Source organism: Nonomuraea sp. NPDC050328 (genome assembly GCF_044459405.1).
Taxonomy (GTDB): Bacteria; Actinomycetota; Actinomycetes; order Streptosporangiales; family Streptosporangiaceae; genus Nonomuraea.
The window spans coordinates 529,909-552,263 of record NZ_JBITIW010000004.1; the positions used below are offsets into that span (position 1 = coordinate 529,909).

Below are 22,355 nucleotides of genomic sequence, written 5' to 3' on the forward strand. Positions count from 1 at the left end.
ACAGAAGGATTGAATTCCGCGAACCGGACTTCTAGGCTGCGGGAACCCCGGTCCTCTCCTCGGAGGAGATATGCACAACTCCCCACACCTGACCCGGCGCCATGCGCTGGGCCTGCTCGGAGCGACGTTGCTCACCGGTTGCGCGATGGGCGGGGGCGGTAGCGGCGCACCGGCCAGCAAGGCCCCGACCGGCAAGGTCTCGGCCGGCAACCCCTTCGGCGTGCCGGACAGCGGCAAGGTGGAGCTCGCCTACTTCAAGGGCGGCACCCCGAACTATCTCGCCGAGACCGTCGAGCCTCTGCTCCAGAAGAGCTTCCCGAACATCAAGATCCAGCGGACCATGTCCGAGCGCTTGTCGCAGACCCTGCAGCCGCGTTTCGTCGGCGGCAGCCCGCCGGACTTCGTCGACAACGCCGGCGCCGACGCGCTCAACTTCGGCGCCCTCATCCAGGACGGCCAGGTCCTCGACCTGACCGCCTTCTACGACGCGCCCTCCATCGACGATCCCAGCAAGAAGATCAAGGACTCGCTCCTGCCCGGTGCCTACGAGAGCACGCTCGTGGACGGCGTGCCGTACACGGTCTCGTTCGTGGCCCGCTCCTTCGGCCTCTGGTACAACGCGAAGCTCGGGCTGGAGGCTCCCACGACGTGGGAGGCCTTCATCAAGGTGTGCGAGGAGCTCAAGAAGTCCGGCATCACCCCCTTCGGCTACGCCGGCAAGAACGCGGCCGACTATCAGGCCGAGGCCATCCTCACCAGCGCCGTGAAGATCGGCGGGCTGGAGCTCGTGCGCGCCATCGACAACCTCGAGGACGGCGCCTGGCAGGCGGAGGCGGTCAAGCAGGCCGCCGAGGCATGGGCCGAGATCGGCGCGCGGTTCTCGGACAAGAGCTTCGAGGGGCTCATCCACACCGAGGTGCAGCTGCGGCAGAACCAGGGCAAGGTCGCCTTCTACCCCTCCGGTGACTGGCTGGAGAGCGAGCAGCAGAAGACCACGCCCAAGGACTTCGAGTACACGATGATGCCGACCCCCAGCATCACCTCCTCCGACAAGCTCCCCGCCGCGGCGGTCTACGCCCTGCTGGGCAGCAGCATGTTCGCGACGGCCAAGGGGCAGAACCCGGCCGTCGCGCAGGAGTTCATGCGCCTCATGGTGTCCAAGGCGGGCGCTCGCGCCTACACCCAGGCCAGCGGCTGGCTCACCACCGTGCCCGGCGCGGCGGACGGCCTGGAGCTGTCTCCCGGCACGCTGGTCAGCCAGCGGGCCCTGGCCGCCGCGGGAGAGGCCAAGGCGCTGATCACCTGGAAGTGGAACGGCTGGTACCAGCCGCTGCTGACCGAGATCAGGGATGCGACCAACGCCCTCATGTACGGCAGGGCCACGGCGGCGGAGTTCACCGAGCGCATGCAGAAGAAGGCCGACGAGGTCAAGGCCGACCCCGCCGTCAAGAAGTACCAGCGCTGATCATGCGACACGGCAGATTCCTGTTCATCGCCGGCTTCCTGGCCGCGCCCGTGATCCTCTACGCGGTTCTCGTGATCGGGCCGTACCTGCAGGCCTTCCAGATCGCGCTGACCAACTGGCGCGGGGTGTCGGCCCAGGCCGATTTCGTGGGGCTCGACAACTTCGTCCGGATCTTCCAGGACGGCCTGTTCTGGAAGGCCCTGCGCAACCACGGGCAGATGCTGCTGGCCGTACCGCTGATCACGATCGCGATGGCGCTGGCCTTCGCCTTCCTCCTCAACGTGGCGGGGCGGCGCACGAAGGGGCTGCGGGGCTCGGGGATCTACCGTGTGGTCTTCTTCTTCCCCCAGGTGTTGTCGCTCGCGGCGGTCGGTGTGCTGTTCCAGCTCGTCTACCGCCCCGACGAGTCGGGCATCCTCAACGGGCTGGTCACCGGGCTCGGCTTCGAGCCGGTGGGCTTCCTCACCGATCCGGGGCTCGCCCTCTGGGCGATCATCGGGGTGATGGTCTGGGCCGGGGTCGGCTTCTACATGGTGCTGTTCTCGGCCGGCATGGCGGCGATCCCGACCGAGATCTACGAGGCGGCCGAGCTCGACGGCGCGGGACGCTTCCGCGTCTTCTTCAGCATCACCCTGCCGCTGCTGCGCAACACCGTGCAGGTGGCCTGGGTCTATCTCGGCATCGCGGTGCTGGACGGCTTCGCCCTGGTCCAGGTGCTGTCGGTCAACAACGGCGGGCCCGACGGCGCCACCTCGGTCCTCGGCCTGCAGGTCTGGCAGCACGCCTTCGGCAACTCCACCTTCGGCTACGCGTCGGCGATGGGGGTGGTGCTGTTCTTCGTCATCATGTCGATCACCGCCGTGACGATGCGTGTCACCCGGCGAGAGCCGCTGGAGTACTGATGGGCGCACGAGCCTTCAACGCCATCGCTCACCTCATGCTCGCGGTGTGGGCGCTGGTGGTCATCGTCCCGCTGGGCCTCACCTTCCTGGGCTCGGTGAAGGACACCACCGAACTGTTCGGCGACCCGTTCACGCTGCCTTCGACGCTGCGCTGGGACAACTGGGTCAGGGCCTGGGAGACCGCCAACGTCGGGCAGTTCATGATCAACAGCGTGATCGTGGTCTTCTTCGGCGTGGCCGGCACCATGCTGCTGGGCTCGATGGCCGCCTATGTGCTGGCGCGCTACGACTTCCGCGGCAACCGGTTCATCTACTACATGTTCGTCTCGGGGCTCACCTTCCCGGTGTTCCTGGCGCTGGTGCCGCTGTTCTTCGTGGTGAAGAACCTCGGGCTGCTGGGCACCCACACCGGCCTGGTGCTGGTGCACATCGCCTACTCACTGCCCTTCACGATCTTCTTCCTGGCCGCCTTCTTCAAGACGCTGCCGACCAGCGTGGCGGAGGCGGCCTTCATGGACGGCTGCTCGCACGCCAGGACCTTCTTCCAGGTCATGCTGCCGATGGCCAGGCCGGCCGTGGTGAGCGTGACCATCTTCAACATCCTCGGCCAGTGGAACCAGTACTTGCTGCCGCTGACGCTGCTGCCCGGCGACGCCGAGGACAAGTGGGTGCTCACCCAGGGCATCGCCAGCATCTCCACCGCCGCCGGGAACCAGGCCGACTGGGGCGCGCTGTTCGCCGCGCTGACCATCACGATCCTGCCGATGCTGGTCGTTTACGTGATCTTCCAGCGGCAGATCCAGGCAGGACTCACCCAAGGCGCTCTGAAGTAACCCTTCTCCGTTGGAGTGACACTCATGAACGGCAAGCCTCTCCTGACCCTTGTGGCGGCGGCGACCCTCGTGGCGTCGGCCCCGGCCACCGCGCGGGCGTCAGCCCCGGAACCCGTCGTGGTCGCCCCCGGCGTGACACTGACGCAGCTCTCGCTTGGCGCCAAGGACGCCGACGACTTCTGGACCGTCCACGTGTACCTGCCCGCCACCATCGACGGCCCGCTCGCCCGGGCCGGGACGGCGCTCGGCTCCCGGGAGATCGCCGACCGGGTCACCACGGCACTGCGCGAGAAGGGTTTCGAGCCGCGCCTCGAAGAGGTCGCCCTGCCGGCCTTCGCCGACCGTCCGGGAGGCACGCTCGGCTGGATCGTCCGCGTCGGACGGTATGCCACCGCCGCCGAGGCCGCCACCGGCCTGGCGAAGGTACGGGCGGCCGGCTTCGCGGGCGGCACCCGCTACACCGCCCAGGACGGGACCGACGCCGGCGCGCCGCAGAAGGTACACGTGCTCCGGGTCGACTTCCGCGAGTTCCGCGGCACGGTCGGCACCGACTTCGGGCCCACCCTGAACGGGATGGAGACGCTCACCAGCCTCATGTCCTCGACCGGCGCGGTAGCGGGCATCAACGCGCAATGGTTCCTGAACGGCTCGCCCACCGGCCTGTACGTCAAGGACGGCAAGGTCATCGGCTCGGCCACGCAGGGACGCGGCGGCATCAAGATCACACACGGCGGGCGGCGGGTGGACGTCGACTCCTACACCGCCCACCTGACGCTGCGCGCCGGCGGTGAGACCGTGGAGCTCGACGCCGTCAACCGGATCCCCGGCGAGGTCTGGAACTGCGGCGGCGTGGGCGGCGACCAGCCGACCGAGAAGGCCCAGCACGACTTCAAGTGCACCGACGACAGCGAGCTCGTCCGCTTCACCCCCGAGTGGGGCACCCCGCCGTCGGGCGCGGGCGCCGAGGCCGTGCTGGACGCGCGTGGGAAGGTGCTCGCCGTGAACTCGACCCGCGGTGCGGCCGTGCCGCCGGGTGGCTCGACCATCCAGGCGATCGGCGACAGCGCGGGCTGGCTGCTGGCGAACGCCAGGCCGGGGCGCAAGCTGACCGTCACCGAGCGGGTCGAGGACGGTCGCGGACGGCGCGTCCCGCTCACCCCGGACACCACGATCCTCCAGGTCGGCCCCACGCTCGTCCGTGACGGGCAGGTGTCGGTCAACGCTGACGCCGACGGGATCCTTCGGGACGGCACGGACCAGACGTTCACTTACAACTGGACCGTGCGGGCCAATCCCCGGTCGATGATCGGCGTGGACGGCGAGGGGCGGCTCATCCTTGCCGTCGTGGACGGGCGGCAGGACGGGTACAGCGAGGGGCTCGGCATCGCGCAGACGGCCGAACTGATGAAGCGGCTCGGGGCCGTGCAGGCACTGAACCTTGACGGGGGCGGCTCCAGCGTCATGGCCACCGCCCAGGGTGGCATTGTCAACCGCCCGTCGGACGCCACGGGGCAGCGGAGCTTGGGCAACGTGTTCCTCGTCCGTGCGGCGGGGTGAGAGGGGAATCGCTCGACGCACGGCTCGTACTGCGCAGCTGATTCGGTGCGATCGCCGTCTGGAAGCGAGGTCTGCGCGCCCATGTCGCGGGAGGCTCCATGAGCATTCCGCCGTGGCTCGTGCTGCCTCGTCCGCGATCTGGGTGCGCGGAATGATGTGCGAGCACGACCTTGACGTCGTGCTCGCACATTTCCTAGCGAGTGACCCTCAATGCCCACTGGACAGATTCGGGCGCATCGATGGCGAGCTTAATCGACCGGGCGGTCGCGAACTTGAGCTCGTTCAAGGTGGGAGTGGTAGATCCGTCCACGCAGGTAATAGGCAATGTACCCAGGCCGCTTACCTGAATGTGGGCCACTCCGCTGCCGATGCAGTCGAACAGCAGCCAGTGTTTCCCCTTCTTCGCCGAGAAGTCTCCGACGATTTCTTGTCCGGAGGACGGGCCGGCAGTCAGAAGGGTTTCAGAGCCGATCTCTTGCCTGGGTATCGCCACCTGCGATGGAGAGGGTGAAATCTCGACCTCAGGTGTGGTTTCCGAAGTCGGGATGCCTGAACCCCCATGGGTATTACCCGTTGAGCATGCCACCAGCACGCTCAGGCTGATGATGAGTCCAGATGCCGCACTTCGGGGGTTCATTCAGCTCTCCCAGACAACCCAGCCGACACGCCATGGTGAATAGGCGGTGACGGTCTTCCAAGTAGACCCGACACCGCCGTGGCAGTACTGGCCGACCGTCTTCTTGCGCCATACCCCGTAAGCGGCGTGGCCCCACTTCTTGGGCCCGACCGAGAACGAGATGGTGTTGCCCAGCGAGGCGGTGATGCTGGCTGAGAGAGTGACTCCGAGCGCGGCGGACGCCTTCGAGAGAATGATCCCCGCATCCGCGCTGGCCGTACCGGTGTAGCTGAGCTGGACCGTGCCGGAGACCTGGGCCGTGAAGGTCATCGTCGCGGGGCCGGTGCCTTTGTTGTAGTTCGACTGCTCGGCACCGATTCCCTGGTGGCTGTTGGCGGAGCTGGAAACCTTGTAGTTCCTGGCTCCGCAGGTGGGGACGGCGAGCACTCCCACGGGCCCGTCCTGGGGAACGGGCGTTGCCTCGGTTTCCGGCGTGGACCCGACCAGAACATCGGGGTTGTTGGGACTGGGGACCGGATCGTCCGCAAACGCGGGCGGAGTAGCGATCATCGCCACTCCCGCGCATGCCGCGACCAGCATCGACCTGTACCTGGTTAACATGCTGTGTGTAGACTCCTTCGTGCATCGAAAGGTGCTCCACGGGCGGGTGCCGGATGCAAAACAGCCCCGTCCGTGGAACTAAGGACAATCGCCAGTTCCCGCAATGATGAGTTCGCGCTGCCGGCTGATTTGTGCGGCCCCGCAGGTTCCTCACAGCGTTCTCACAGGATTCTGACTAAGGCGACCTTAACATTCTGTTTTTCTCTAGAACAACTCTTGTTGTCGTCGTCCCGCTTTGGTACAAGGAAGCCTTTCTCGCGCCCCTCGAGGCCGGCGGCAAAAGGGCGCCGTCCGTGCGGTGTGAACCTCGTCGCTTCTCAATGATGTGTCGCAATGTGTGGGGTGTGCCACATAGCCTGCACATATAGGGCCGAGTCGTAATTGATTTAACGCTAAATTGCAGTCGGATTGCAGGCCTGAAAACGTATACACCAAAACATCGCTCTGTTCCATTGCGCCGTGGGCATCTTCCCGGGGCTACGTCGGACAAGCGGACTTCGAGCACGAAGACCGTTCGAGTCCGTGGGGGAGGCAGGGGCGCTGCACCTTCAGCCCTAGGCTCTTCGCCAGCTTCACATGAGGTCGCCGGGCCATCCTGACGAGTAGCCGGACCTGTCGGGCCTCCAAGGAAGGTGGCTCGGTGTTCGGGCCGCAGGGTGGCTACGACTGCTGACAAAGCTTTGGTGACTTGCGGCCTGGCGACGAGGGGCTCCTGGTCGGTGGGGGGAAATTGCTGTGGTCTTCGGGCTCGTGGCATTATCCGCGCAGGTGAAAGGATGTGGTGGTGGTGCCGGGCCTGCGAGACGCACCCGTCGGGTTGGTGAACCGGGTCGTTGAGCGGGCGGTGCTGAGCGAGTTCCTCGAGGCTGTGCGCACTGGCGAGGGGCGGGCGCTGGTGGTGAGCGGGGAGGCGGGGCTGGGGAAGACCGGGCTGCTGGATGACATGGCCGCCCAGGCCCAGGCACAGGTCCAGACCCACGCCTCAGCCCACGCGCAGAGCCAGCCCGACGCCTCAGTCTCCGACCACCCCCACACCAACACGTCAGCCCCGGCATCGAGGCGCGGGTTCAGGGTGTTGCGGGTGGCGGGCATGCAGTCGGAGATGGAGCTCGCGTTTGCGGGGCTGCATCAGTTGTGTGGGCCGTTGCTGGAGCGGGCGGAAGCCCTGCCGAGGCCGCAGGGGCTGGCGTTGAAGACGGCGTTCGGGCTGGCGGAAGGGCCGCCGCCGGCACGGTTCATGGTGGGGATGGCCGTGCTCAGTCTGCTGTCGGAGATCTCCAGGGAACAGCCGCTGCTGTGCGTGGCCGATGATCTGCACTGGCTGGACAGGGCGTCGGCGCAGGCGCTCGGGTTCGTGGCGCGGAGGCTCGGGGCGGACCCGGTGGGGATCGTGTTCGGGACGCGGATGGCGACCGATGAGGTGGCCGGCGTGCCGGAACTGCGGCTGGAGGGGCTGGCGGAGGAGCATGCGCATGAGCTGCTGTCCCACGCGCTGAGCGGGCCGCTTGATACGCGGGTGCGGGATCAGATTGTGGCTGAGACGCGGGGGAATCCGCTGGCGTTGCTGGAACTGCCTCGCACGCTGTCACGGGAGGAGTTGGCTGGGGGGTTCGGGTTTCCGGGGACGGGGCCGTTGTCGGGGCGGATTGAGGAGAGTTTCGCCCGGCAACTGGATGCGCTGCCCGATGACACGAGGCTGCTGGTGTGCCTGGCTTCGGCTGAGCCGTCGGGGGATGCGAAGTTGGTCTGGCGGGCGGCGGGGCGTCTGGGGATCTCGCATCTGGCTGCCCGGCCGGCGGCGGAGTCGGGGCTCGCGGACTTCGGGCAGCGGATCAGCTTCCGGCATCCGCTGCTGCGCAGGGCGGCCTATCGGTCCGCGACGGCCGAGCAGCGGCGTGCGGTGCATCGGGCGCTGGCGGAGGCGACGGATCCGGTCGCGGATCCGGATCGCCGGGCTTGGCATCGGGCGCAGGCGACGGACGGGCCGGACGAGGCGGCGGCGGCCGATCTCGAACGGTCGGCGAGCAGGGCTCAAGCTCGGGGCGGGCCCAATGCGGCGGCGGCGTTCCTGGAGCAGGCCGCGGTGCTGACCGTGGACCCGGCTCGCCGGGCCGACCACATGCTCGCCGCGGCGCACGCCAACCTGCAGGCCGGCTCCTACGACCGCGTGCTCGAACTGCTCGCGATCGTGCGGGCGGAGCCGCTGACCGAACTGCAGAGCGCCCGCGCGGACCTGCTGCAGGGGAACGTCGCCTTCGCCTCGGGGCTGGGCAGTGACGGACCGCCGCTGCTGCTGCAGGCGGCCAAGCGGCTCGAACCGCTCGACCTCGACCTGGCCCGCGAGACCTACCTGAACGCGTGGATGGCGGCGATGTTCGCGGGTGATCGCGCGGTGGGCGGAAGCCTGGCGGAGGTGTCCGGGGCCGCCCGCAAGCTGCCGGTGTCGGCGCACCCGGACGAGGCCGAGCTGGTCCTTGACGCGCTGGCGCGGGTGATCGTCGAGGGCCCGGCCGCCGCGGCGCCGGTCCTGCGCCGGGCGGTCGGCGCGATCGTCGGCGCCTCGCTCACCCCGGACGAGGTCCTGCGCTGGGGCTGGTTCGCGCACGCCGCCGCGGTCGGGATCTGGGACTTCACCAACTGGCGCTTCCTCCTCGAACGGGAGCTCAAGGTGCTCAGGGACGTGGGGGCGTTCGACCTGCTGCCCATCGTGCTGGCCACGCTGGGCACCGTGACCACCTGGTCGGGCGAGTTCTCGACGTCCGCGGCGCTGTTCGCCGAGGCCGAGACGATCTGCGAGGTGACCGGTGCGCCCGCCGCCGCCTTCGGGCCGACGATGCTCGCCTGCCTGCGCGGGGACGAGGAGACGGCGGTCCCGCTCATCCGGTCGATGATCGCCGAGGTGGAGGTGACCGGGCAGGGCGCGAGCGTGACGTACGCCAACTGGGTGGCGGCGGTCCTTTACAACGGGCTCGGCCGCTACCGGGAGGCTCAGGCCGCCGCCGTTGCTTCCAGTGAGAGCTCCTCCGACCTGTTCATCGCGCTGTGGGCGCTGCCCGAGCTGGTCGAAGCCGCCTGCCGTACCGGAGAGGTCGAGGTGGCCGAGGCGGCGCTCGCCCGGTTGGCGGAGTCGACGTCGGCCGGGGGGACCGAGGTGGGGCTCGGTCTGGAGGCCCGGTCGCGGGCGTTGCTCAGCGGTGGCGAGGATGCGGAGCCGTACTATCGGGAAGCTGTTGACCGGCTCGGCCGGACACCGTTGCGGCCCGAGCTGGGGCGGGCGCACCTGGTCTACGGCGAGTGGCTGCGCCGGGGCAACCGCCGCGTGGATGCCCGCCACCACCTGAAGATCGCGCACGGGCTGTTCACCGACCTGGGGATGAGGGCGTTCGCCGAACGCGCCCGCCGCGAGCTGCTGGCGACCGGCGAGCGGGTCCGGCAGAGCGCGCGGCGGAGCGAGAACACCCTCACCGCCCAGGAGACGTTGATCGTCCGCCTCGCGACCGACGGCCTCACCAACCAGGAGATCGGCGCCCAGCTCTTCCTCAGCGCTCGCACCGTGGAGTGGCATCTGCGCAACGTGTTCGGCAAGCTCGGCGTCACCTCCCGCCGCCAGCTCGCCACCGTGCTGCACCAGGGCTCCGGCTAGGCGCGGACGAGCGGGTTGGTGTGCAGGCCGTCGGCGGCGCGGGAGACGTCGGCGCGGTGGCGGTGGCGAGCGGCGCCTCGGCAGCGGGCGGTGACCCGGACCGGCCAGGCGCCGGCCCGGAGCCGGGGATGCTCCAGGGGAGCGCCGCACCGCGTGCAGCGGGTCTCGGCGGCGGCCGTCTCGTAGACGATCTCGATCAGCCATCTGTCCACGGGTGCGGGAGGCTCGTACCCGTGGGGTCCGCCGAGGTAGGCCATGAAGGCCCAGGGCGCGAAGAACCACTCCATGTCAGCGCCCGCCGGCCAGGGACGCCGTGGTGTCCCGGTAGGTCTCGAGCAGCCGGAGCCAGACCTCGCTGAGCGTGGGAAAGGCCGGTACGGCATGCCAGAGGCGGTCGAGCGGGATCTCGCCGGCGATCGCGAACGTCGCGGACTGGACGAGTTCGGCGACGCCCCGGCCGGCGAAGGTGGCGCCCAGGACGGTGCCGCGGGCGGGGTCGAGCAGGATGCGGGCCCGGCCCCGGTACCCGGGGCTGTGCTGGTGGGCGCCGGCGAGGAGGCCGAGGTCGTAGTCGACGATGTCGACGTCGCGGCCGAGGCGGGCGGCCTCGTCGGTGGTGAGGCCGACGCCGGCGATCTCCGGGTCGGTGAAGACGACCTGGGGGACGGCGGCGTGGTCGGCGGTTCCGGTGTGGCGGCTCCACGGGGTGCGGTCGAGGGGACGGTTGCGGGCGCGGTCGGCGATGACCGTGCCGGCGATCCGCGCCTGGTACTTGCCCTGGTGGGTGAGGAGGGCGCGCTGGTTGACGTCGCCGACGGCGTACAGCCAGTCGCCGGGGATGCCGGGCACGGTGTAGGTGTCGTCGCTCGGCAGCCAGTCGCCGGGGCGCAGGCCGACGGTCTCCAGACCGAGGTCCTCGGTGCGCGGGGTACGGCCGGTGGCCAGCAGAAGCTCGTCGGCGTGGAGCACCCGGCCGTCGGACAGCTCAAGCCTGAAGTCGGCGTGAGGCACCTGCCCGTCGGACAGCTCGAGCCGGACGTCGGTGGTGCGCGTCGCGGCGGTGACGGTGGTGTCGAAGCGCAGGTCGACGCCCGAGGCGCGGAGCGCGTCGGCGACCAGGTCGGCGGCGAACCGTTCCATCCGGGGGAGCAGCCCGGACTCCCGGACCAGCAGGGTGACCTGCGAGCCGAGCGCCTGCCAGGCCGTGGCCATCTCCACGGCGACGACGCCTCCGCCGACGATGGCCAGCCGCGGCGGGACCCGGGTGGCGCTGGTGGCCTCGCGGCTGGTCCATGGCCGCAGCGCGGCGAGGTCGGGGAGTGGCGGGAGCGCGGCGCGGGTGCCGGTGCAGACGGCCACGGCGTGCCGGGCCGACACCCGCAGGACGCCGCCGTCGGCGCCGGTCACCTCCACGGTCCGCGGCCCGGACAGCCGCCCGTGCCCGCGGATGAGGGTGACGCCCGCCTGGTCCAGCCATTGCACCTGGGACTGGTCGTCCCAGTCGCCGGACATCCGGTCGCGATGGCGCAGGACGGCCTCGACGTCCAGCGGGCCCGGGTCGAGGCCGGGCATGTCGCGGGCCTCGGCGTGCAGCAGGACCGGCCGGAGCAGGGCCTTGCTGGGTTCGCACGCCCAGTAGGAGCATTCTCCGCCGACCAGTTCGGCTTCCACGATGACGGTGTCCAGCCCGGCGGAGGCGGTCCGGCCGGCCACGTTCTCACCGACCGGTCCGGCGCCGATCACGATGACGTCGTACATGCGCACAAGATCTCCAGAAGAAGACAGGGGAGGGCCGTGGTCCGCCCTCGCCCGTGGGGACAGCGGTTCAGCGGCCGGGAGCGCGCTGGGTGACCTCCTGGAGGAACCACTGGTTCCCGTCGGGGTCGTCGAAGGAGGCGAACGAGCCGTAGCTGGCCCGCTCGGGATGGAATCCGGGCACCCTTTCCGCGTCGCCGGGGTGGTGGAAGACCCCCGTCTCGTCGCGGAACGGCTCGCTCACCGCCACGCCCCGCGCGGTGAGCTCCTTGAGCGCGGCTTCGAGGTCGGTGACGATCAGGTGCGGGCCCAGGTAGGTGCCCGGGGCCGCCGTGGTGAGCCCGTCACCGAAGATGATCGAGCAGGCGGAGCCCGGCGGGGTCACCTGGATGACGCGGTAGCCGTCCCGGATGGGGAAGTCCGCGTCGAGCCGGAATCCGAGCGTTTCGGTGTAGAAGGCCTTCGCGCGGTCCACGTCGGACACCGGCAGGATGACGACTTCAAGCTTCCAGTCCATGGTTTTCTCCTCAACGAGTGCGAGTGCGAGTGCGAGTGCGAGTGGCGCGGTCGGCGGTTTCGATGACGTCGACGACGACGCCGGGGTGCGAGACGGTGACCGCGTGGGACGCGGCGACCTCGGTGACGTGCGCGTTGGCGCGCTTGGCCATGAACCGCTGGGCGGCCACCGGGATGTTGAGGTCCTTGGTGGTGATCACGTCCCAGCTCGGCTTCTCCCGCCAGGCGGGAGCCGTCGCCTGCTCCTCCAGCGCGGCCTGGGCGACCGGGCGCTGGGCGGCGGCCATCAACGCCGCCTCGCGGGCGGGGACGTCGGCGGCGAACTGGCGGTGGAAGGCGTCCTGGCGGATGTACAGCTCGGGGCCGTCCGGGCCGGTGACCGTCTCCAGAGCGCCGGGCAAGGTCGAGCCGGGGAACTTGGTGCTAAGGCCGAGGGCGCTCTCGCCGGCTTCCGGCAGGAACGCGGCCACGTAGACGAGGGCCTTCACCTTGCTGTTCCCGGCGCCGGCGGCGCTGATGACGCTGCCGCCGTAGGAGTGGCCGACGAGGATGACCGGCCCGTCGACGTGGTCGATCAGGCCGCGCAGCGCGGCCGCGTCGGAGGCGACGCCGCGCAACGGATTGGCGGCGGCGACCACCGGGTAGCCGTCGCGGCGCAGGCCGGCGACGACCTGGTTCCAGCTTGAGCCGTCGGCGAACGCGCCGTGCTCCAGGATGACGGTCGGCTTCGCCGTACGGTCGCCCGCATCCGCAGTGGCGGCGGCGGGGAGGACGGTGACGGCGGTGGCCACCGCCGCGGCGATCACGGCGAGACCTCGCCGGTGATGGGTGCTCATCGAGCTCACCTTCTGAATCGGTGGGGCGGACGCTCCAACTTTCGGCCGCGGCCCTAACCGCGCACATCGGTCATCTGACGGTGAGTCAGACGACGCCGATGACGACCGGCAGTCAGGTGACTGATGCCAGGCGACCAGGGCAGCGGCGATAGTGGGTGAGCAGGGCAGGGCCCGCGCCGACCCCCGTGGCCCCGGGGGACGGGCCAGGGTCGTTCCCTGGGGCTTCGCGACCGCCGGCCCGGCGAAGCTGTCCGTCAGGCATGCCGTGGCGGAGGGCGGGGGTCGGCGAAGTGATCATCGGCAGGGATCGTGAGCGGGGGAGGATCTCCGGTCTGGTGGAGTCGCCCGCCGGCCAGGTTCTCGTCGTGCGGGGAGAGGCCGGAGTCGGCAAGAGCGCGCTGCTCGAGGAGGCGGCGGAGCTGGCCATCCGGGACGGCCACCTGGTGAGCCGGATCACCGGCGTCGAGGCCGAGTCGCAACTGCCCTATTCCGGGCTGCACCAGTTGCTCTACCAGTTGCTCCCGCTGAACGACGAGGTCCGCACGGTGCTCGACGTGATCACCGGGCGGCGGCCCGACGACCCGCCCTCGGTGATGAGGCTCGGCATCGCGGTGCTCGAACTGCTGTCGGACCTCGCCGCGCGGCGGGCGCTGCTGGTGATCGTCGACGACGGCCAGTGGCTCGACGACTCCAGCGCCGACGTCTTTGGCTTCGTCGGGCGCCGGATCGGCGGCGTCCCGGTCAAGCTGCTGGTCGCCGTCCGGGAGGAGGTCGCGTCCCGGTTCGACGGCGCGGTGCTGCCCGAGATGCCGGTCGGCCCGCTGACCGACGAGGACGCGGGACGCCTGCTCGACCACCACCACCCGGCCCTGGACGCGCGAGTGCGCCAATGGGTGCTCGACCAGGCCCTCGGCATCCCCCTGGCACTGCTGGAACTACCGTCCCAGGCCGGCGACGCGGGACTGCCACGCAGGCTTCACCACCTGTACGGCTCCCGCATCGCCGCGCTCAGCGGCCCGGCCCGGGCGGAGCTGCTGATGGGCGCGCTCGACGGCGTCGGCACCCGGCCGGGCGACGGCGGGCCCAAGCCGCGCCACCGGATGCGGAACGTCGACGAGGCGGTGGCGTGCGGCCTGCTGAACGCCGAGCCGATCACCGGCGACATCACCTTCCGGCACCCGCTGGTCCGGTCGAGCGTCGTGCAGATGGCCACCCCCGAGGAGTGCCGGGCGGCGCATCGCGCGCTCGCCGACGTCCACCACGACGACCTCGAACGGCGGGCGATGCACCTGGCCGCGTCCCAGGTCGCACCTGATGAGGAGGTCGCCGAGGCGTTGGAGGCCGCCGCCGACTCGGCCGTCCGCCGGGGCGGCGCCATCACCGCCGTCGGCTGGCTGACCCGGGCCGCCGAGCTGAGCGAGGACGCCGCCGAACGGGCCCGGCGGCTCAGCTACGTGACGTTCCTGTCCGGATACGCGGCCCGGTCCGACAGCGCGCCTTTCCCGGTCCATCTCACCTCCGGCCCTGACGCCACGGTCAACGCCATCCACCAGGCGTTCTTCGAGGACGGCGACGTGCGCTCGGCCCACCGGCAGGTGCTGGCGGCGCTCGACGGCCTGGACGGCGAGCCCACGGAGACCCTCACCCGGTTGCAGGTCCTGCTGCTCGCCATCAGCCAGTACGCCGCCGATCCCGTGCTGTGGAACGAGACTCATGAACGGCTGGCCGCCCTCGGCGACCTCGTCACCGAGCAGACGCGGCTCTACAGCCACACCTGGAGCGACGTGGTCCTGCACGGGCGCGGCTGGGCCGGTCCTCTGGAGCGGGCCGCGGCGAACCTGCGCGACCGGGAGCCCTGGGACGTCACCCGCCTGGCCACCGCGGCCTACCACCTCGACCTCGTCAGCCAGTACCGGCCGCATCTGGAACGGGTGGTGGACCGCGAACTGGCCACCGGCGCCGTGTTCAGCGGGATGCTCATGCTGCAGATGATCATGCTCGACCAGATGGGCTCCGGTGAGTGGGACGCCGCGGTCCGGACCGGGGAACGGGCCCTGGCCCTGCAGATCGAGCACGGCCGGCACCTGCTCGCCCACCAGACGCGCGCCTACCTGGCGCAGCTCGCGGCGTGGCGCGGCCAGGTCCCCCGGGCCCTCGAACTGCGGGCGGAGATCGACGCCTGGGCCAGGCCGCGCGGGGTCGGCTACGTGACCGACCTGGCCGACTCCATCGCCACGACGGCCGCGTTGAGCGCGGGCGACTTCGAGGCCGCCTACCAGCACGCCGCCCGCATCACGACGCCCGGCACGTTCCGCCCCTACTGCGGTGCGGCGTCGCGGACCCTCCTCGACCTCGTCGAGGCGGCCCTGCACACCGGCCGCGCCGAGCCGGCCCGCCGCCACGCCCTCGCCGCCCGCGACGCCGGCTTCCTCGACCTTTCCCCGCGTCTGGCCCTGACCTGCTACGGGGCGCTGGCGATGACCGCGACCTCCGATGGGGAGGCCGCCGAGATGTTCGCGAACGCCGCCTCTCATCCGGCGGCTGCCCGGTTCCCGTTCGAGCTGGCGCGGATCCAGCTCGCGCACGGAGCCCGCCTGCGGCACGCCCGCCAGCGCACCGCCGCCCGGCCGCTGCTCGCCCAGGCCACCGAGACCTTCGAACGGCTCGGCGCCGCAGCCTGGGCCGAGCGGGCGGGCGCGGAGTTGCGGAGCGACGGGGCGGCGCCGCTGGTCGCCACGCCGCACCTGTCGCTGACCTGGCAGGAGCGGCGCATCGCGGAGCTGGCCGCCAGCGGCCTCACCAACAAGGAGATCGGCTCGCGGCTGCGGCTGTCTCCGCGGACCGTCAGCTCCCACCTGTACCGGATCTTTCCCAAGCTGGGCGTGACCACCCGGGCCGCCCTTCGGGACGCCATGAACCGCCCCGACCCCGAGCATCTGGAGAGGACGTCACCGGTTTGACGGGTGACGCTAATGCTGGCAGCATCGTCACCAGTTGAACCGGTGACGCCAACCGAGGCGCACCCAGGGAAGGAATCGCCATGGCTGCCAGCTACACCGCCGTCGTCACCGTCACCGGAGAGGGCCGCAACGGCGGTCGCGTCTCGGCCCACGACGGGCTCCTGGAGACCGGCCTCGCCATCCCCAAGGAGTTCGGCGGGGCCGGGGACGCCACCAACCCCGAGCAGTTGTTCGCCGCCGGCTGGGGCGCCTGCTTCCTCGGCGCGGTGCGCAGGGCCGCGGCCGAGCGCAAGGTACGGCTCGCCACCACGAGCATCACCGTCGAGGCGACCCTGAACCACGGCGACGACGGCGAGTTCGGCCTCGCCGCCGTGCTCAACCTCGAACTGGGCGGCGTGGACCAGCAGACCGCCGAGGAGCTCGGCGCCGCCGCCCACCAGATCTGCCCCTACTCCAAGGCCACCCGCGGCAACATCCCGGTCACCGTCGTGGCGACCGCCGTCTGAAAGGACCATCTCATGAAGGTGCTGTCAGTGGTCGTGCTCGTGCTGGCCGTCGCCCTGGCCTGCTTCGCCCAGGTCTGGTGAGGACGGATTGCCCGCCTCGGAGTCACCCGTCAAACTGGTGACGTGAAACATGTGTTCCTGTGCGGCGACCCCGCGCTAGACCTCGCCTGCACGCTTCGTGCCCGCCGTACGCAGCGGGTCGAAACGCTCGACGCCCCCGACCGGCTCGACGCCTGGTTCCTGGAGTCGGGTGTCGTGGACGCCATCTCCCCCTCCGGGGAGGCGGACCTCGTTCAGGCGGTGGCCGTCCGTGAGGCCATCTACGCGCTGGTCACCGCCCGGGTCGCCGATGCGGGCTACGACGACGACGCGCTCGCCCTGGTGAACGCGACGGCCCGCAAGCCCCCGGCCGAACCCCAGCTCACCGCCGAGGGCCGGTGGGTCGAGGCGACCCCCGAACAGGCGCTGTCCACCGTGGCCCGGCACGCCATCGAACTGCTCAGCGGGCCGGACGTGCCGCTGATGAAGGAGTGCGCCAACCCCGAGTGCACCAAGATCTTCATCGACCGGTCGCGTGGCGGGCGCCGGGAGTGGTGCGGCATGGAGTCGTGCGGCAACAAGGTCAAGGCGGCGGCCTACCGCGCGCGGAAGAAGGAGGCCCGGGCGGCCACGCCGTAGCCGCCCGCCGGGTCCGGGTCAGAAGTGGTCCACGTCGACCACGGCCTGGGCGAAGGCCGTGGGCGCCTCCTGCGGCAGGTTGTGGCCGACGCCGGGCAGGAGGCGGTGCGCGTACGGCCCGGTGAACATGCCGCGGTAGGCCGAACCGTCGCCCGGCGGCGCCGTGAAGGGGTCGCGCTCGGCGTCGAGGGTGATGGTCGGCACCTTGATCACCGGCCGGGCCGCGAGCCGCCGCTCCAGAGCGTCGTACCGGCGTTCCCCGTCCGCCAGGCTCAGCCGCCAGCGGTAGTTGTGGATCACGATGGCGGCGTAGTCGGGGTTGTCGAAGGCGGCGGCCGTGCGCTCGAAGGTGGCGTCGTCGAAGGTCCACGTCGGGGAGACGGTGTCCCAGACCAGCCGGTTCAAGGCGTTCCGCCGGTCCCTGTCCTCCATGGCCAGCCGGCCCCGCTCGGTCGCGAAGTAGTACTGGTACCACCACGCGTACTCCGCCTTCGGTGGCAGCGGCGAGAGGTTGGCCTCCAGGTTCGTGATCAGGTAGCCGCTCACCGACACCAGCGCCTTGCACCGCTCGGGCCAGAGCGCGGCGATGATGCCGGCGGTGCGCGAGCCCCAGTCGAAGCCGGCCAGCACCGCCTTGTCGATCTTGAGCGCGTCCATCAGGGCGATGATGTCGAGCGCGATCGCCGACTGCTGGGCGTTGCGGAACGTCCTCGACGACAGGAACCGCGTCGTGCCGTGACCACGCAGGTACGGCACGATCACCCGATACCCCTGCGCCGCCAGCAGCGGGGCCACGTCGACGAAGCTGTGGATGTCGTACGGCCAGCCGTGCAGGCAGATGACCACGGGGCCGCGAGCGGGACCCACTTCCGCGTATCCCACCTCCAGCACCCCCGCCCTGATCCGCTTGAGCGAAGGGAAGGAGCCGGGCGTGACCGGCCCGCGCGTGCCGGCGGTCGCGGCGGGCAGCTCCGTCAGGCCCGCCAGGGAAGCGAGGCCCATACTGGCGGTGGTCAGGCCGAGAGCCTTGCCGAAGGTACGCCTGTTCATCATGTCGAGTCCTCCAAGAAGGGGTGGTGACGGCCCGGCGGCCCCGCCTGCGACGGGGCCACCGGGTGCCGGGTCAGCGCTGGACGGCCCGCGGCTGGGCCCGGCGGGCGCGCCAGGCCAGTAGCGCGGCCTGGGCGAGGAAGAACACGCCGCCGCCGGTGGCGTACACCGACAGCACGTCGAGCGCCGGCGTGCCGTCCAGGGCCTGGAAGTTGTAGAAGATGCCCACGAGGAAGGACAGGCCGCCCGCGACCAGCATCGGCCACTGCTGGCCGAGCTCCGGGCCGCGCCGGCGCAGGCCGACCAGCACCTGGGCCGCTCCGGACACGACGGCCCAGGCGCCGAAGACGTGCAGCACCGCCGCCGCCCCGCCGAACCCCGCGACGCCGACGGCCACGGCCGCCACGGTGCTGAGCACGCCGTTGAACTGCGTGACCCGGCGCTCCGACCGGTCAGGGTTGCTGCGCAGGTCGATCAGCGAGGACACCGCGTCGATCAGCGGATAGCCGACCAGCAGGGCGATCGCCACCGCGTCCAGTTCGGCGTGCGCCGAGGCGAACGCGGCGGCCCACGCCACGGCGAGCAGGCCGCGGCCCAGGTAGAGCTTGATCAGGGAAGAGATGTTCATGTCGGTGGGCCTTTCACGCCGCGCGCTTGGTGGTGCAGTAGTGGCTGGCCGCGTCGGCCGGGTCGCCGTGGCCGGCGTAGCGGGAGACGGCCGGGTACAGGCACAGGTTTCGGGTGACCGTCCTGCCGGAGGAGTCCGTGATGGCGGCGCTCAGCGTCCGCGGGGCCTTGCCCTGCTCCACCCAGGCGGTCAGCGCGCCGAGCGGGTCGGTGGGCACGGGGCCGGTGCTCGCGGGGGTGCCGCAGTGGTCGGCGCCCGGCGCGAGGAACACGCGGTAGAAGTCGTCGACCCGCTGCGATCCGCCCATGGCCGCCGCGACCCGCTCCCGGTAGTTCACCGTGCCCTGGGTGGGGATGAGCTGGTCGGCCTGGCCGTGCCAGGTGAGCAGCTTGCCCCCGGCGGCGCGGAACGCCGACAGGTCCGGGTCGTCGCTGCCGATGACCTGGTCGTACTCGGCCTGGGACTGGGCGAACAGCTTGGCGAACTCGGCGTAGGTGATCGTGGTGAGGTCGAAGGCGGGCTGGCGCTTCAGCCAGGTCGCGACCCAGGCGGCCGGGACCGGTGAGGGTGCGCCCACCCGGGTGCCGTCGGGGCCGGGCTGGGTGCCGGCGAGGTCGAAGGCGGCGCCGATCGGCACGCCGTACCAGAGCTTGCGGCCGGACGGCGTGCGCGGGCCGTCCCAGATCTTGCGGACCACCCTGGCGTCGGCCGCGGTGATGGTCTCCTGCCCGTTCTCGCAGGCGACCGTCTTGCCGATGAGGGTGCGCGGGTCGAAGGCGCACCGGGCCGGGTCGCCGATGACACCGTCGCGGACGCCGTCGAGCGGGTCGCAGGCCTTGACCGCCGCCTGGTTGAAGGCGGCGAGCTCGCAGGCGGCCGGGAAGGTGTTCTCCTCGTTCATCACCACCTGGGGCCACAGGGTGGCGACCTCGAACTCGTCCCAGTTGATGGCGGGCGCGGTGGCGAGGATGCCGTCGTAGTCGCCGGGGTGGCGCTGGGCCTCCATGTAGCCCTGGCGGCCTCCGGTCGAGCAGCCGTTCCAGTAGGAGTAGGAGGCCGGCTTGCCGTACACCTCGGTGATGACCTGCTTGGCGACGACCGTCATCTCGTGCTGGGAGCGGTCGGCGAAGTTCTTCAGCAGCTCGGTGTTCACCTGGCCCGCGCTGGTCAGGGCCCAGGTGGTGTCCAGGTAGGCGCCGACGCCCGCGTCGGTCGTGGCGGCGGCGTACCCGGTCTTGATGGCCCCGGCCAGCGCCGCGCCGTAGTCGCCGGCGGCGTAGGCGCTGCCGCCCAGCGCCTGGAACCGGCCGTTCCAGCCTGTCTCGGGCAGCCAGACCTGCACCTTGGCGTGGTCACCGGCGCCGGGATGGGTGAGCATGACCGTCACGGCACAGTGCGCCGGAGCCCCGGGGATCTCCACGCTGGGCAGCGGCGGCACCGGCGGGACGGTCACGGTGCCCGCCTCGCGGTACTGCGCGGTCACCGACTCCACCGTGGTGCCCGCCGGCGCATTCAAGGACACGGACGAGCAGGTGAACGGGGTGGCCGCCGAAGCGCTCACCGGCAGGAAGATCGCCGCCGCCAGCGGCACGGAGGCCGCCAGAGTGGTCAGAACGCGTTTCATGATTCTCCAATGGCTGATGCGGATTCGCAGCGCCCTCATCGTTCGCCCGCGGCCTGCACTGGCACATCAGTCAGTTGACGGTCGGAATCGGCGGCCCACGCTCCCCGGAAAAGCGGCTTCGAGCGTCAAATCGCTCAACGCCACCTGGGCGAGCGTCTTGTACGATGGGAGTCATGGAGATCGAGGTCGACAGAATCTAGCCACCGAACTGCCGGTGGCTTCATCTGCGTGCGGGGCTTGCCCGCACTGGTGAAAGACCGTTCTCTTACGCCGCAGCGTGAGTCCGCCCGTCCCGGGCGTCGACGCCTGCGCGGAACCTACCGGCACGTTCGCGTCGCACCGATCTCGGTCGCGGCTCGTGCCCGCGAACGCGCGTGACTTCTTCGGCTGTTCCATGCCATCTGCGCCGGTCGAAGGTCTCGCCGCGGCTCCGCACCACCTGGGGTCGGTTGTCAGCAGACAGCAGACAGCAGAAAGAGACCATCACCCATGTCCCAGAAGTCCGCCATCACGCTCCGAGACCTCACCTTCGAATGGCCGGACGGCACCGTCGCGCTCTCGAACGTCAACGGCACCTTCAACACCGGCCGCACCGGCCTGGTCGGACGCAACGGCGCGGGCAAGTCGACGTTGCTCCGGCTGATCGCCGGCCTCCTGCGGCCGACCGCCGGCCAGATCGACGCCGTCGGCGAGGTCGGCTACCTGCCCCAGACGCTCACCCTCCGGCAGGAGACGACGGTCGCCGAACTCCTCGGGATCGACCGGATCCTCGCCGCGATGAAGGCGATCGAGACCGGCGACGTCGACGAGCGCCACTTCGACACGATCGGCGACGACTGGGACATCGAGTCCCGCGCCGACGAGGCCCTGCACCAGATCGGCTTCTCGGCCGCCGACCTCGATCGCCGCGTGGCCGAGGTCTCCGGCGGCGAGGCCATGCTCATCGCCATCACCGGCCTGCGCATCCGCCGTACCCCGATCACCCTGCTCGACGAGCCCACCAACAACCTCGACCGGCCCACCCGCGCCAAGCTCGCCGAGTTCGTCGACCAGTGGCCGGGCACCCTCATCGTGGTCAGCCACGACCTCGACCTGCTGGAGCACATGGACAAGACCACCGAGCTGTACGGCGGCGCACTCGACACCTTCGGCGGCCCCTACAGCGCCTGGAAGAAGCACCAGGAGCAGGAACAGGCCGCGGCGCTCCAGGCCGCCCGGTCGGCCCAGCAGACGCTGAAGGTCGAGAAGCGCCAGCGCATCGAGGCGGAGACCAAGCTCGCGCGCCGCGAGCGTACCGCGAAGAAGACCCAGAAGGACGGCGGCATCCCGAGGATCCTGGCCGGCAACCGGGCGAGCAAGGCCCAGGCCTCCGCGGGCTCGTTGCGTTCCTCCCTCGACGACAAGGTGCACGCGGCCCAGGCCGTGGTCGACGCCGCGGACGCCCGGGTGCGGGACGAGGAGCACATCTCCCTCGTCCTGCCCGATCCCGACGTCCCGCGCGGCCGGCGCCTGGCCGAGCTGCAGGACCAGGACCACACCTTCGTGATCCAGGGGCCGGAGCGGGTCGCGCTCGTCGGGGCGAACGGCACGGGCAAGACGTCCTTCCTCGACCACCTCGTCCGTGGCACGACCCCGTCGTCCGACCGGCCGCACGGGCGGCTGCTGACCGAGCTCGTCGGGTACCTTCCCCAGCGGCTCGACGGGCTCGACGACGAGGCGAGCGCCATGGCGAACGTGCAGGCGGTCGCCCCGGGGACGCCGGCGGGCACGATCCGCAACCAGCTCGCCCGGCTGCTCCTGCGCGGCGACGCCGCCGACCGGCCGGTGCGCACCCTGTCCGGCGGCGAGCGGTTCCGGGTCTCCCTCGCGCGGCTGCTCCTGGCCGAGCCGCCGGCCCAGTTGCTGATCCTCGACGAGCCCACCAACAACCTCGACATCACCAGCGTCGAGCAGCTCGCCGAGGCCCTCGACGCGTATCGCGGGGCGTTGCTCGTGGTCAGCCACGACTTCGCGTTCCTCGCGCGGATCGGCATCGACACCGTCATCGAGCTCGGCGAGGACGGCCGCATGCGGCAACGGCGAGACCTGGATGACTGATCGCGACGATGGCGTCATCTGACGCTAGCTGCGGCGAATCGGACGAATTTACCTTGTGGCGTGCCACG

The 22,355-nt window shown here is 70.7% G+C and carries 18 protein-coding genes; 9 read left to right on the plus strand and 9 right to left on the minus strand.

What is annotated here, in order from left to right:
* The first annotated feature begins 70 nt into the window (after positions 1 to 70).
* The 4 genes from ngcE to ACIBG7_RS18915 are packed head-to-tail and all read left to right on the plus strand — an operon-like array spanning position 71 to position 4,757.
* The gene (gene ngcE, locus ACIBG7_RS18900; protein WP_397337029.1) at positions 71 to 1,465 is read left to right on the plus strand and encodes an N-acetylglucosamine/diacetylchitobiose ABC transporter substrate-binding protein; all 1,395 of its coding nucleotides are present in this window, start codon (positions 71 to 73) and stop codon (positions 1,463 to 1,465) included.
* Positions 1,466 to 1,467: 2 nt separating this feature from the next.
* Entirely contained in the window at positions 1,468 to 2,367 is a 900-nt protein-coding gene (locus ACIBG7_RS18905) for a sugar ABC transporter permease (protein ID WP_357928978.1), read from the plus strand.
* Entirely contained in the window at positions 2,367 to 3,200 is an 834-nt protein-coding gene (locus tag ACIBG7_RS18910; protein ID WP_397337031.1) for a carbohydrate ABC transporter permease, read from the plus strand. The genes ACIBG7_RS18905 and ACIBG7_RS18910 overlap by 1 nt, the downstream gene beginning before the upstream one ends.
* Positions 3,201 to 3,224: 24 nt before the next feature.
* On the plus strand, positions 3,225 to 4,757 hold the full coding sequence (locus tag ACIBG7_RS18915; protein ID WP_397337032.1) for a phosphodiester glycosidase family protein: 1,533 nt from the start codon (positions 3,225 to 3,227) through the stop codon (positions 4,755 to 4,757).
* 193 nt (positions 4,758 to 4,950) lie between these two features.
* Here the strand turns inward: ACIBG7_RS18915 and ACIBG7_RS18920 are convergent, their stop codons facing one another.
* Together ACIBG7_RS18920 and ACIBG7_RS18925 are read right to left on the minus strand one after the other, a co-directional pair.
* On the minus strand, positions 4,951 to 5,394 hold the full coding sequence (locus ACIBG7_RS18920) for a hypothetical protein (RefSeq protein WP_397337033.1): 444 nt from the start codon (positions 5,392 to 5,394) through the stop codon (positions 4,951 to 4,953).
* Entirely contained in the window at positions 5,395 to 5,973 is a 579-nt protein-coding gene (locus ACIBG7_RS18925; protein ID WP_397337034.1) for a hypothetical protein, read from the minus strand.
* Positions 5,974 to 6,814: 841 nt separating this feature from the next.
* Here ACIBG7_RS18925 and ACIBG7_RS18930 point away from each other — a divergent pair.
* A complete protein-coding gene (locus ACIBG7_RS18930) occupies positions 6,815 to 9,637 on the plus strand; it encodes an ATP-binding protein (protein ID WP_397337035.1) in 2,823 nt (940 codons plus the stop codon).
* On the opposite strand, the gene ACIBG7_RS18935 is transcribed toward ACIBG7_RS18930, so the two are convergent.
* The 4 genes from ACIBG7_RS18935 to ACIBG7_RS18950 form a co-directional block, all read right to left on the minus strand.
* Positions 9,634 to 9,924, minus strand: coding sequence for a hypothetical protein (locus ACIBG7_RS18935; RefSeq protein ID WP_397337036.1), 291 nt, complete (start codon positions 9,922 to 9,924; stop codon positions 9,634 to 9,636). The genes ACIBG7_RS18930 and ACIBG7_RS18935 overlap by 4 nt on opposite strands.
* Before the next feature lies 1 nt (position 9,925).
* Positions 9,926 to 11,395, minus strand: coding sequence for a dihydrolipoyl dehydrogenase family protein (locus ACIBG7_RS18940; protein ID WP_397337037.1), 1,470 nt, complete (start codon positions 11,393 to 11,395; stop codon positions 9,926 to 9,928).
* A 67-nt stretch (positions 11,396 to 11,462) separates the two neighbouring features.
* A complete protein-coding gene (locus ACIBG7_RS18945) occupies positions 11,463 to 11,909 on the minus strand; it encodes a VOC family protein (protein WP_357934028.1) in 447 nt (148 codons plus the stop codon).
* Positions 11,910 to 11,919: 10 nt separating this feature from the next.
* Positions 11,920 to 12,744: an alpha/beta fold hydrolase gene (locus tag ACIBG7_RS18950; RefSeq protein ID WP_397337038.1), complete on the minus strand. Its 825-nt coding sequence runs from the start codon at positions 12,742 to 12,744 to the stop codon at positions 11,920 to 11,922.
* Between the two features lie 260 nt (positions 12,745 to 13,004).
* On the opposite strand from ACIBG7_RS18950, the gene ACIBG7_RS18955 reads away from it, so the two are divergent.
* The 3 genes from ACIBG7_RS18955 to ACIBG7_RS18965 all read left to right on the plus strand — a co-directional run bounded on the left by ACIBG7_RS18955 (position 13,005) and on the right by ACIBG7_RS18965 (position 16,888).
* Positions 13,005 to 15,704 (plus strand): AAA family ATPase, encoded by a 2,700-nt coding sequence (locus ACIBG7_RS18955; RefSeq protein WP_397337039.1) that lies wholly within the window; start codon positions 13,005 to 13,007, stop codon positions 15,702 to 15,704.
* Between the two features lie 80 nt (positions 15,705 to 15,784).
* Complete coding sequence (locus tag ACIBG7_RS18960) at positions 15,785 to 16,210, plus strand: Ohr family peroxiredoxin (RefSeq protein ID WP_357934019.1); 426 nt, start codon at positions 15,785 to 15,787, stop codon at positions 16,208 to 16,210.
* A 123-nt stretch (positions 16,211 to 16,333) separates the two neighbouring features.
* Positions 16,334 to 16,888: a CGNR zinc finger domain-containing protein gene (locus ACIBG7_RS18965; RefSeq protein ID WP_357934016.1), complete on the plus strand. Its 555-nt coding sequence runs from the start codon at positions 16,334 to 16,336 to the stop codon at positions 16,886 to 16,888.
* 18 nt (positions 16,889 to 16,906) lie between these two features.
* Here the strand turns inward: ACIBG7_RS18965 and ACIBG7_RS18970 are convergent, their stop codons facing one another.
* From ACIBG7_RS18970 to ACIBG7_RS18980, 3 genes are all read right to left on the minus strand, one after another.
* Entirely contained in the window at positions 16,907 to 17,941 is a 1,035-nt protein-coding gene (locus tag ACIBG7_RS18970; protein WP_397337041.1) for an alpha/beta fold hydrolase, read from the minus strand.
* A 70-nt stretch (positions 17,942 to 18,011) separates the two neighbouring features.
* Positions 18,012 to 18,566: a DUF308 domain-containing protein gene (locus ACIBG7_RS18975; RefSeq protein ID WP_397337042.1), complete on the minus strand. Its 555-nt coding sequence runs from the start codon at positions 18,564 to 18,566 to the stop codon at positions 18,012 to 18,014.
* A gap of 13 nt (positions 18,567 to 18,579) precedes the next feature.
* Positions 18,580 to 20,190, minus strand: coding sequence for a DUF6351 family protein (locus tag ACIBG7_RS18980; protein WP_397337043.1), 1,611 nt, complete (start codon positions 20,188 to 20,190; stop codon positions 18,580 to 18,582).
* A 489-nt stretch (positions 20,191 to 20,679) separates the two neighbouring features.
* On the opposite strand from ACIBG7_RS18980, the gene ACIBG7_RS18985 reads away from it, so the two are divergent.
* Positions 20,680 to 22,287, plus strand: coding sequence for an ABC-F family ATP-binding cassette domain-containing protein (locus ACIBG7_RS18985; protein WP_397337044.1), 1,608 nt, complete (start codon positions 20,680 to 20,682; stop codon positions 22,285 to 22,287).
* Positions 22,288 to 22,355 lie beyond the last annotated feature (68 nt).

Bases quoted from the DNA above. Each gene is read 5' to 3' on its own strand.
- ngcE (WP_397337029.1), top strand. From the start codon at position 71: ATGCACAACTCCCCACACCTGACCCGGCGCCATGCGCTGGGCCTGCTC.
- ACIBG7_RS18985 (WP_397337044.1), top strand. From the start codon at position 20,680: ATGTCCCAGAAGTCCGCCATCACGCTCCGAGACCTCACCTTCGAATGG.
- ACIBG7_RS18920 (WP_397337033.1), bottom strand. From the start codon at position 5,394: ATGAACCCCCGAAGTGCGGCATCTGGACTCATCATCAGCCTGAGCGTG.
- ACIBG7_RS18940 (WP_397337037.1), bottom strand. From the start codon at position 11,395: ATGTACGACGTCATCGTGATCGGCGCCGGACCGGTCGGTGAGAACGTG.
- ACIBG7_RS18980 (WP_397337043.1), bottom strand. From the start codon at position 20,190: ATGAAACGCGTTCTGACCACTCTGGCGGCCTCCGTGCCGCTGGCGGCG.
- ACIBG7_RS18915 (WP_397337032.1), top strand. From the start codon at position 3,225: ATGAACGGCAAGCCTCTCCTGACCCTTGTGGCGGCGGCGACCCTCGTG.
- ACIBG7_RS18975 (WP_397337042.1), bottom strand. From the start codon at position 18,566: ATGAACATCTCTTCCCTGATCAAGCTCTACCTGGGCCGCGGCCTGCTC.
- ACIBG7_RS18945 (WP_357934028.1), bottom strand. From the start codon at position 11,909: ATGGACTGGAAGCTTGAAGTCGTCATCCTGCCGGTGTCCGACGTGGAC.
- ACIBG7_RS18910 (WP_397337031.1), top strand. From the start codon at position 2,367: ATGGGCGCACGAGCCTTCAACGCCATCGCTCACCTCATGCTCGCGGTG.
- ACIBG7_RS18970 (WP_397337041.1), bottom strand. From the start codon at position 17,941: ATGATGAACAGGCGTACCTTCGGCAAGGCTCTCGGCCTGACCACCGCC.
- ACIBG7_RS18905 (WP_357928978.1), top strand. From the start codon at position 1,468: ATGCGACACGGCAGATTCCTGTTCATCGCCGGCTTCCTGGCCGCGCCC.
- ACIBG7_RS18935 (WP_397337036.1), bottom strand. From the start codon at position 9,924: ATGGAGTGGTTCTTCGCGCCCTGGGCCTTCATGGCCTACCTCGGCGGA.
- ACIBG7_RS18925 (WP_397337034.1), bottom strand. From the start codon at position 5,973: ATGCTGGTCGCGGCATGCGCGGGAGTGGCGATGATCGCTACTCCGCCC.
- ACIBG7_RS18960 (WP_357934019.1), top strand. From the start codon at position 15,785: ATGGCTGCCAGCTACACCGCCGTCGTCACCGTCACCGGAGAGGGCCGC.
- ACIBG7_RS18950 (WP_397337038.1), bottom strand. From the start codon at position 12,744: ATGAGCACCCATCACCGGCGAGGTCTCGCCGTGATCGCCGCGGCGGTG.
- ACIBG7_RS18955 (WP_397337039.1), top strand. From the start codon at position 13,005: ATGCCGTGGCGGAGGGCGGGGGTCGGCGAAGTGATCATCGGCAGGGAT.